This window comes from Calditrichota bacterium (assembly GCA_016867835.1).
GTDB lineage: Bacteria > Electryoneota > AABM5-125-24 > Hatepunaeales > Hatepunaeaceae > VGIQ01.
In genome coordinates this window covers 1-9621 of the sequence record VGIQ01000106.1, presented here as the reverse complement: position 1 = coordinate 9621, position 9621 = coordinate 1, and the positions used below count along the sequence as shown (strand labels likewise).

Sequence of the window (9621 nt, the reverse complement as noted above, 5' to 3'; positions counted from 1 at the left end):
CGACGTCGTCCTGACCCTCGATCTGCGCATTCAGTCACTCGTCGAGGAAGAACTGGCACCGGCTGTGATAGTCGAGAAAGCCCTCTCGGCAGTGGCTATAGTCCTCGACCCCAAGACCGGTGAAGTACTCGCTCTGGCGTCGTTACCGGCATTCGATCCGGGGCAGCCGGACACCCAGCCGCAGGAGTATCAAAAGAACCGGGCAGTGGTCGATATTTTCGAACCGGGAAGCACGTTTAAGATCGTGGCCGCCGCTGCACTGCTGGAGAGCGGTCGCGCTACACTTCGCTCGACCATCGATTGCAGCGCCGGATCGGTGACGATCCACGGCAAGACCATACGCGACGCCAAGCGGCATGGAGTGCTCACGCTGCAGGAGGTGCTCGCCTATTCCTCCAATGTCGGGACGATTCTGCTTTCGCGAGCCTTGGAGAAGCGTGAACTTTACGATATGGTGCGACGATTCGGGTTTCTCGCCAAGAGCGGCATCGAAGTCGAGGGCGAGGCCTCGGGGATGCTTCCGGCGCCGTCCGATTGGTCGGGACTAACCCAGCCGACGTTGGTGATCGGTCAAGGCGTAGCTGCAACGGCGCTGCAAATGGCTATGGCCTATGGCGCAATCGCCAATCGGGGGACACTGCTGCGGCCAACTCTGATACGGGGACACTTCAATCGCGACGGCGAGTTTGTGTCCCGGGAGCCGGTTCGGATTCGTCAGGTCGTATCGCCCTCGACCGCCAAAGCCATCACCTTGGCACTGGTTCAAGTCGTCGAGAAAGGCACCGGTCGCAAAGCCAAGGTCGAAGGTGTCACCATCGCTGCCAAGACCGGCACTGCACAAATCTCAAGCCCCGAGGGAGGATACCATGACGATCGGTATTACGCCTCGATGTGCGGCTTCCTGCCGGCTGAAGACCCGCAATATCTGATCTTTATCGGAATGGACAGCCCGCGGGGAGCCTCCGGTTTGCACCAGGGCGGGGATGTGGCGGCTCCGATCTTCAAACGGATTGCGACCCGGATCGCCGGACTCGATCCGGCAATGCTGGCATCGTCGCCCGCCAAGGAGCGCGGTTCAGGTCGGAAAGTGCCAACCACGGGCAAGGCGCTGGCAAGTCCATCGAAACGGGGACGCTCGCTGCCACAGTTGGTGAAGATGCCGGATTTGCGAATGAAACCGGCAGGTGAAGCCGAGGCGAGTCTCAAGAGCATCGGCCTGAATGTGACGCTGCGGGGAGAAGGCACAGTCGTTGTCGATCAAGTGCCGGAGGTTGGCGAAGAAATCCCTGCCGGAACCCGGGTCAACCTGACTATAGGGCCGCCTAAACGATCCGCCCGCGGTGCTGTTGTAGTGCCGCATCTGGTCGGACTCTCGATACGGGATGCGATTCGCAAGGCGAGCGAGTCGGGACTAACGGTCCAGGTGAACGGACGCGGAAAGGTCGTCGAACAACATCCCTCCTCTGGCTCCCGCGTCAACTGGGGCGACGTCTGCCGCCTCGAAGCGCGGAGTTAAGTGCCTTGAATCGGTCTCGCGAGGGAGGATGAACCGGTTCGACGCTCTCTTTAAAGGGATCAAGGTCCTTGATACCAGAGGAGAAGTCAACGCAGCAATAACCGGCATTGCCCAGGATTCGCGGTTGATAGAGCCGGGCTGGCTCTTCTTTGCCCGGTCGGGGGGGCGGTCCAAGGGCGTCGAGTTCGTTAGTGAAGCCGCCCGTCGCGGTGCGGTGATGTTAGTAACCTCGTCTCCGCTGCCCGACGCTCTCCCGCTGCCTGCAGTGCGGGTAGCCGATGAACGAGTTGCGTTGGTTGGCTTGTCGCAACGGATCTACCGGTACCCGGCGACCCGACTTTGCCTTATTGGAGTAACCGGAACCAATGGCAAGACCAGTTCGGTACACCTGATCCGGGCTATTGTCGAAGCCTCGGGCGGGAAGTGTGGAATGCTCTCGACGATCGGCTATGACACCAGGCGACGCCAGATGGAAGCCCTGCTGACGACGCCGGATATCGACACCACTTGCCGCCTGCTTGACGAAATGGTCGGCGCCGGTTGCACTCATGCGGTGATGGAGGTATCGTCGCATGCGCTCGATCAAAGGCGGGTTGAGGGATTGGTCTATGGCGCGGCGGCGTTCACGAATCTGTCGCGAGACCACCTCGACTATCATCGGACCTTCGCCAATTACTTCGCCGCCAAACGCAAACTGTTCGACATGATAGCACCCGGCGGCGTAGCGGCGGTCAATACCGGAGACCGGCGGGGACGCATGCTCTATCGGGAACTCGTGGATGTTGAAGGACTTAATTGCATCGGATTCGCCCGCCGGACGCGCGGTCGGAGGGGCGGGGAAGGGCAGATTTGCTATGCGGTAATCAGTGCTACCGGCAAGGGCGGGACTTTTCGCATTACCGGTTGGGGCGTCGATTTCGAAGTTCATACCCCCCTCGTGGGGCTCTTTCAAGGAGATAACGTGGCTTTGGCAGCAAGTGTCGGGTTAGGGCTGGGTATTGCTCCAGCGATTATTGCCCGGGGCATAGAATCTCTCAAGGCGGTGCCGGGCCGGATGGAGACTGCGGTTACCGGGCCGTTCACGGTGCTGGTTGACTACTCTCATACGCCCGATGCCCTCGAGCGAGCGCTTGCTTCGCTTCGGCGGCTGACTCCGACACGGCTGACCGTGGTGTTCGGCTGTGGAGGAGATAGGGATCGCACCAAGAGGCCGGTGATGGGGCAAATCGCTGCCGAAGGGGCTGATAAGGTCATCATAACGAGCGACAATCCGCGTACTGAGGAGCCGGCCAAAATATGCGCCGAAATCGCAGCTGGATTGCCCCCGAATGCCATACGATCGGGTCGGGCTATGGTGCAGGTCGATCGCCGGGAGGCTATCGAACGTGCGGTCGCCGATGCCATTGATGGCGAACTCATCCTGCTCGCCGGGAAGGGTGCGGAAACTTACCTCGAGGTGAACGGTGTCCGGACGCCGTTCGATGATCGTGAAGAGGCGCGTCGAGCAGCAGAGGCACGGCGATTGCCAGGCGCATCGTGCTGACGAAGGTCCGTTCACCAATTGATTCCTGTCAGCGGGGAAAACGCGACCTTTGCGCAATCGGAGAGCCAACGCTAACAGAACATAACTAACCCGGGATCCATTGCTTTACCATCTCCTGCTGCCGCTTCAGGAGTTAGTCTCCGGATTCAACCTCTTCCGCTATATCACCTTTCGGGCTGGAGCGGCAGCGGTTACCGCGCTTCTCATCAGTTTCATAGTCGGTCCCATGATCATCCGGCGGCTGAAACGGACCGGCGCTGTAGAGGAGATTCGGACCGACGGCCCGGTCACGCACCTTGAAAAGGCCGGCACCCCGACGATGGGGGGGCTGATTATCTTGACGGCACTCCTGGGCGGGACACTGCTCTTTGCCAGGCTCGACCATTGGCAGGTCTGGCTGCTGGTCCTGGCGACGGCTTGGATGGGGCTGGTCGGGTTCCTCGATGACTACCTGAAGAGCCGCAACCGCAAGATCGGTTTGGTGCCGCGCTATAAGATGTTAGGGCAGGTCTCACTGGGCATTTTGATTGGCAGCCTGATCTATTTCCTACCCGATCAACTGTCACCGCAATTCGCTCAGAATGCGACGGAAACGACGCTGCCATTCCTGAAGAATAGCCATCTTGACCTGGCTTTTTTCGGCATAGGGATCATCTACATCATTGTCGTAACCCTCGTCATTACTGGAACTTCCAACGCGGTTAATATCTCCGACGGTCTTGACGGCCTCGCGATTGGACTCGTGGGGATTATATCGGTGGGCTTTGCTGTGCTGGCTTATGTGTCGGGCCATGCGGTCTTCAGTAATTATCTGAATATCATCTATTTGCCGGGATCGGGCGAGATCGCGGTCTATTGCGCGGCAATGATCGGTGCTGCGCTCGGCTTTCTCTGGTGGAACGCCAAACCGGCTCAGGTCTTTATGGGCGATACCGGGGCTTTGGCGTTGGGTGCCGGGCTTGCGACGGTCGCGATACTAATTAAGAAAGAATTGTTTTTAATTATGTTAGGTGGAGTTCTTGTGGCTGAAGTGCTCTCGGTGATCGTTCAACGATACTACTTCAAATACACCCGCAAGCGCACCGGAACCGGCGTCCGGTTCTTCAAGATGGCGCCGATTCATCACCATTTCGAACTTGCCGGCTGGCCCGAACAGCAGGTGGTGGTGCGCTTTTGGATCATCGGCATCTTATTGCTTTTTCTTACGATAACTTCGTTCAAGGTGCGTTAGGCAATGTCCCGTGTGCATGTGATTGGCATGGGGCGTAGCGGCATCGCAACAGTCGAGTGGTTGATACGGCATGGACATGATGTGGTTGCGAGCGATGACCTTCCGGAGGAGCGCTTCGGAAAAAAGGTGCTCGAGTGGCAAAAGGCGGGGGTGAGGCTTTCCTTCGGCGGGCATCAAATAGCTCTTGCAGAGTTTGCCGATTTGGTCGTGGTCAGCCCCGGGGTGGCGCTCTTTCACCCGGCTGTGGTTGTCCGTCGAGAAGCAGGTGTCCGGATCATCAGCGAGATCGAACTGGCCTGGTGCAACAGCCGGGGAACGCTTGCAGCCATCACTGGATCGAACGGCAAGAGCACGTCGACCGCACTCGTGGGGCGGATCTTCGAAGCGACCGGACAACCCGCATTCGCCTGCGGAAACCTCGGCCGGCCATTCATTGAGATCGTCGATGCGACGACAGAGAATTCATTAATAGCGCTCGAAGTCTCCAGTTATCAACTCGAGACCACTTTGACGATGAGGCCGAAGTCGGCTGCAATCTTAAATCTGACGCCCGATCACCTTGCCCGGCATGGGACGATGGCGGGTTACGGCGCTGCCAAGGCGCGAATCACAATCAACCAGAGCCCGGACGATGCCGTCGTCTATCCGGGTGACGACCCCGTGGTGACCGAATTGATTGTGAACTGCCGTGCCCGACGGCTTCCATATTGGATGAACTTGCCTTCGGATGCAAAGGCACCCGGAGCCTGGTTCGACGGGAGGCAACTCAACTTTGCGCCTGAACCAGGCATACACCACCGTTTCCCACGCTCGAGTCTGCCTTTGCCGGGCGATCACAATATTGCCAATGCGCTGGTGGCTGGGTTAATGGCAATGGCTTGCGGTGTCGAATGGGGAGCGGTTGAAGCGGGGTTTCGGGAGTTCCGTGGCCTCCCGCATAGACTCGAGGTAATTCGGGAACGCGAAGGCGTTGTCTGGATAAACGACTCCAAAGCGACCAACCTCGACGCCGGAATGACCGCACTGCGCGCGACTCCTTCTCCGGTGATCCTGATTGCCGGCGGTCGCTCCAAGGGCGGTGGCTTTCGCGTGGCGCGCGACTTGATCAAGGCAAAAGTCCGGCAGTTGATCCTGATCGGTGAGGCTGCTTCCGAAATAATGAGCGATTGGGGGGACCTTGTGCCGGTCATACGTGCCGGGTCGCTTGACGAAGCGGTCAGCATTGCCGGTAAGTTGGCAAGTGAAGGTGATACAGTGCTATTGGCACCCTTTTGCGCCAGTTTCGATATGTTTCGCGACTTTGAGGAGCGAGGTGAGGTCTTCCGGAGGCTGGTTGTCGAACTATGAGTCCCGTTTGTCCACATTTCGGCACAACACCGGTTACCATTACCCTAATATCAGGCATGAACCAGAACGTAGTGAGTCTATTCACCGATAGGTCTGAATCGCGAGGCACGGTCCGCCTCTATCGGGGCCGAAGCCGCAATGGCCCGACGCCGCTCCGGGAGTTTTTCGCGCAAGGCGACGAGATGCTGCTCCTGACCGCGATCGCGCTCACCTGCTTCGGCCTGGTGATGATCTACAGCGCCAGTTTCTTTCTGGCTATCGACAAACATGCCGTCGATTGGTATTTCGCGCTGCGGCAGATCGTCCTGATGATGGTCGGCTTTGGGTTCCTCTACGCTGGAATGAAAATCGACATCGGCTTCTACCGCCGGTGGGCCCGGGTGATCCTGTTGACGCTGATAGGGGTAATGATCCTGCAGGCACTTTTCGGCCCGGTGGTGCATGGAACGCGACGCTGGCTGCGTTTGGCAGGCTTCACCTTTCAGACTTCCGAAGCGGCGCGCTGCGCGGTGATCATCTTTGTGGCTCACATCCTCGCAAAGGATGACAAGCCGGGGCACTCCTCGACTGCGCTTTACCTCGCCGCGATGGTTCCCATAGGTGCGATGGCCGCCGTTACCTACTTCCAGCGCGACTTTTCAGCCGCTGCGATGATGGTCGCTGCGACGGGAGTGGTGCTTTTGCTTGCCGGTATGCCGTGGCGGACTTTCCTGATCGGAACCGGGATCGCCGGAATTGCGGGGCTGGCTTTTGTGCTCCGGACGGCTTATCAACGCGACCGGTTGATCACCTATCTCTTTCCGGGGCGGGCGCTAAGCGAAGACAACTATCAGAGTTTTCAGTCCATTCTCGGATTCGGTCGAGGCGGGATTTTCGGTGCCGGTTTCGGCGAGAGCCGCCAGAAGATGCTTTTTCTGCCCGAGCCGCATACGGACTTTATCTTCAGCATCATCGGGGAGGAGGTCGGCTTGCTCGGCACCACAGCGGTGTTGTTCGCGTTTATGGTCTTGCTATATCGCGCCTCAAACATCCTGCGTGGCGAAGTGAGCCGGTTTGGATTTCTCCTTGGTGGAGGGTTGATATTCTCACTCATGATGTTCGCACTGGTGCATATGGGAGTCACCGTCGGAATCCTTCCGGTGACCGGACTTCCGCTGCCTTTTATCAGTGCGGGTGGGACATCGCTTATCGTATCGCTCTGGTCGGTAGGAGTCCTGTGGCAACTGAGTCGTAGTGGTCGGACCTGACCGATCCAGGCGTCTGCCCGTCGTCCTTGCCGGCGGCGGAACCGGCGGGCATGCCCTGCCCCTTATGGCACTGGCGAGGGAACTGAGTCATCGTCGTCCGGAAGCGGACTTTCTCTATATCGGAGCGAAAGGCAGGATCGAGGAGCGGATCGCCAGGAGCGAAGGCATTGCATTTCAATCAGTCTGGATCGGCAGTCTAAGACGCACCTTCGATCTTCGCAACGGCTTGCTTCCACTGCAGATGACTGTCTCGGCGGCTCAGGCGTCGCGAGCCATCTTGCGACATCGAGCGAGATTCGTCATCTCGACCGGCGGTTGGTCGGCCTGGCCCGCCGGTCAGGCAGCACGACTCCTTAAGAAGCCGCTATTTGTCCATGAGTCGAATGCTTATCCGGGGTTGGTTACGCGGCTTCAAGCGCCTGGCGCGGCTCGGGTCTTCGTCGGCTATGAGGATGCTCTAAAAAGGATCCAGTCCCCTCCCGCCCGGATCGTCCTGAGCGGCAACCCTTCGCTTATGCAAGACGCCGGGGTGAGTCGCGAGGAAGCCCGAAAGGCATTTGGGCTCGATACCGGAAGGAGAACACTCCTCGTAACCGGTGGCAGCGCTGGAGCAAGGTCGATCAACCGGTTGATTTATAGCATTATGGATGACTTGTTTGCACAAAACTGGAGCGTCATATGGCAGACCGGATCGCACCGGGATGGTGAGCAGTCATCCCGAACAGAACAGCAGGGACGGCTGGTCATCGCCCCATTCTTCGAACCGCAGCGGATGGCGCTTGCCTACCGGGCTGCCGATCTGGTGCTCTCGCGCTGCGGGGCAATGACCCTCGCCGATCTCGCTGCGACCGGGCGGCCGGCAATCCTCGTGCCCTATCCATTTGCAGCCGAAGGTCATCAGGAGGCAAATGCACGAGCCGTTGTAGACGCCGGCGGTGCGGTGACTATTAAAGACACGGAGTTGAGCCGGGAATCATTCATTGGGGCTTTGGAGTCCATTACCGGCGGCGAACCGGGAACAACTTCGAGGCTTGAGACCATGAGCGCTGCGATGGGAAGACTTGCCCGGCCCGATGCGGCTGCAAGGATCATCGACGAAATCTTGCAGGTGAGTGGATGTTAGGCCCGATGCGGCGCCGATTCGGACGGATTCACTTCACCGGCATAGGCGGATCCGGGATGTCGGGCATCGCCGAGGTTCTTTTGGCAAACGACTTCCGGGTAACCGGCAGCGATCTCGTCGAAAGCGAGACGACGCTGCGGTTGCGTGAACTGGGTGCGGAGATCCAGATCGGCCACAGCGCCCGGCACGTCGCCGACGCCGATGCAGTCGTCTATTCATCGGCGGTTCAGTCTGACAACGATGAGTTGGTCGCTGCCCGGCAGCGAAAGATACCTGTCATCGCCCGTGCCGAGATGCTGGGCGAACTGATGCGTATGAAGACCGGCATTGCGATTTCGGGAACGCACGGCAAGACGACCGTGACTTCGCTGACGGGCGAAGTGATCTCGGCGGGGGGGCTCGATCCTCTGGTCATTATAGGCGGAAGGCTCAAGCGATCGAACGCCGGCGTGGTGCAAGGCTCAAGCGAGATTCTTATCGTCGAAGCCGACGAGTTTGACCGGTCTTTTCTGCGCCTGACGCCAACATACGTCGTGATAACCAATATCGACCGCGACCACCTCGAATGCTACGGCAGTTTCGAGGAACTTGAGAACGCGTTTCTTCAATTCTCCAATGCCGTGCCCTTCTACGGACGGGCGGCGATTTGCATCGACGAGCCATCGGTCATCCGGATAGCCGGGAGGATCAACCGGCCACTGGTTACCTATGGCTTTTCACCGCAAGCCGATGTCCGGGCCGAGAACCTCGAACGGGGCGGCTGGAAGTCGCATTTCGACCTGACGGCTCACGGTCGTCCGCTGGGCCGCGTCGAACTGAGCCTCCCGGGCCGGCATAATGTCCTGAACGCCCTCGCAGCGATAGCCATCGGGCTTGAAGCCGGGGTCGGATTCGATGATATAAAGAGTGCTTTAGCCGGCTTTCAGGGCGTACGGAGGCGGTTCGAGTTCGTAGGCGAGAAGGGTGGCGTGATGGTGATCGACGACTTCGCTCATCACCCGGCCGAGATCGCGGCGACGCTCGAAGCGGCTCGCTCAGGCTGGGGACGTCGCATTGTGGCGATCTTTCAGCCGCATCTCTACAGCCGGACCAAGGCGCTCGCTACCGAGTTCGGGCAGGCGCTGTTAGGCGCCGAGACGGCCATCGTCCTGCCGATCTACGGATCGCGCGAAGCGCCGGAGCCGGGGGTGGGGAGTCAACTGATCGTTGAAGCAGCGCGGACGATGGGGCATAAGCGGGCGATTCTGCTCGACGACCGGAACCAGACCGCCGAAGCGGTGAAGTCGGCTCTGGAGCCGGGCGATATGGTCATCATCCTGGGAGCCGGGGACGTCTATCGTCTGGCTCCCGAGATACTCGCTGCTTTGCCGGGCTGAACGTTGGGTCGGTCTGTAGAGCACCCATGGCAGGAACCGGACTTCGTCGAGCGGCTAAAAAATGAAGTCGAGGGCCGGATCGTGCGTAACGAACCGCTTGCCAAGCATACTTCGCTGCGCGTCGGCGGCCCGGCAGATATCTATCTCTATCCTGCTAATGCAGGGTGTCTTGCGGCGCTGTTCGGTCTTTGCCGGGAGCATCGCATCCCGCTCTTTGTCATTGGCTATGGGACGCACC

The 9621-nt window shown here is 59.3% G+C and carries 8 protein-coding genes; all 8 read left to right on the top strand.

The features are described from left to right. Nucleotides 1-1516 (top strand): penicillin-binding protein (locus tag FJY67_09820; protein MBM3329749.1); only part of this gene is annotated, 1516 nt, incomplete at its 5' end. 28 nt (nt 1517-1544) lie between these two features. Further along, nucleotides 1545-3059: a UDP-N-acetylmuramoyl-L-alanyl-D-glutamate--2,6-diaminopimelate ligase gene (locus FJY67_09815; protein MBM3329748.1), complete on the top strand. Its 1515-nt coding sequence runs from the start codon at nt 1545-1547 to the stop codon at nt 3057-3059. Between the two features lie 100 nt (nt 3060-3159). Further along, entirely contained in the window at nt 3160-4290 is a 1131-nt protein-coding gene (locus FJY67_09810; protein MBM3329747.1) for a phospho-N-acetylmuramoyl-pentapeptide-transferase, read from the top strand. Between the two features lie 3 nt (nt 4291-4293). Continuing rightward, nucleotides 4294-5637, top strand: a complete 1344-nt coding sequence (murD, locus tag FJY67_09805) for a UDP-N-acetylmuramoyl-L-alanine--D-glutamate ligase (protein MBM3329746.1) — start codon at nt 4294-4296, stop codon at nt 5635-5637. Continuing rightward, complete coding sequence (locus FJY67_09800) at nt 5634-6884, top strand: cell division protein FtsW (protein ID MBM3329745.1); 1251 nt, start codon at nt 5634-5636, stop codon at nt 6882-6884. The genes murD and FJY67_09800 overlap by 4 nt, the downstream gene beginning before the upstream one ends. Next, the gene (murG, locus tag FJY67_09795; GenBank protein ID MBM3329744.1) at nt 6871-8007 is read left to right on the top strand and encodes an undecaprenyldiphospho-muramoylpentapeptide beta-N-acetylglucosaminyltransferase; all 1137 of its coding nucleotides are present in this window, start codon (nt 6871-6873) and stop codon (nt 8005-8007) included. The genes FJY67_09800 and murG overlap by 14 nt, the downstream gene beginning before the upstream one ends. A gap of 5 nt (nt 8008-8012) precedes the next feature. After that, a complete protein-coding gene (locus FJY67_09790) occupies nt 8013-9383 on the top strand; it encodes a UDP-N-acetylmuramate--L-alanine ligase (protein ID MBM3329743.1) in 1371 nt (456 codons plus the stop codon). Between the two features lie 3 nt (nt 9384-9386). Continuing rightward, nucleotides 9387-9621 (top strand): hypothetical protein (locus tag FJY67_09785; GenBank protein MBM3329742.1); only part of this gene is annotated, 235 nt, incomplete at its 3' end.

What these genes read in the sequence shown, in the direction of transcription:
- FJY67_09815 (MBM3329748.1), top strand. Translation starts at nt 1,545, where the DNA reads ATGAACCGGTTCGACGCTCTCTTTAAAGGGATCAAGGTCCTTGATACC.
- murD (MBM3329746.1), top strand. Translation starts at nt 4,294, where the DNA reads ATGTCCCGTGTGCATGTGATTGGCATGGGGCGTAGCGGCATCGCAACA.
- FJY67_09800 (MBM3329745.1), top strand. Translation starts at nt 5,634, where the DNA reads ATGAGTCCCGTTTGTCCACATTTCGGCACAACACCGGTTACCATTACC.
- FJY67_09790 (MBM3329743.1), top strand. Translation starts at nt 8,013, where the DNA reads ATGCGGCGCCGATTCGGACGGATTCACTTCACCGGCATAGGCGGATCC.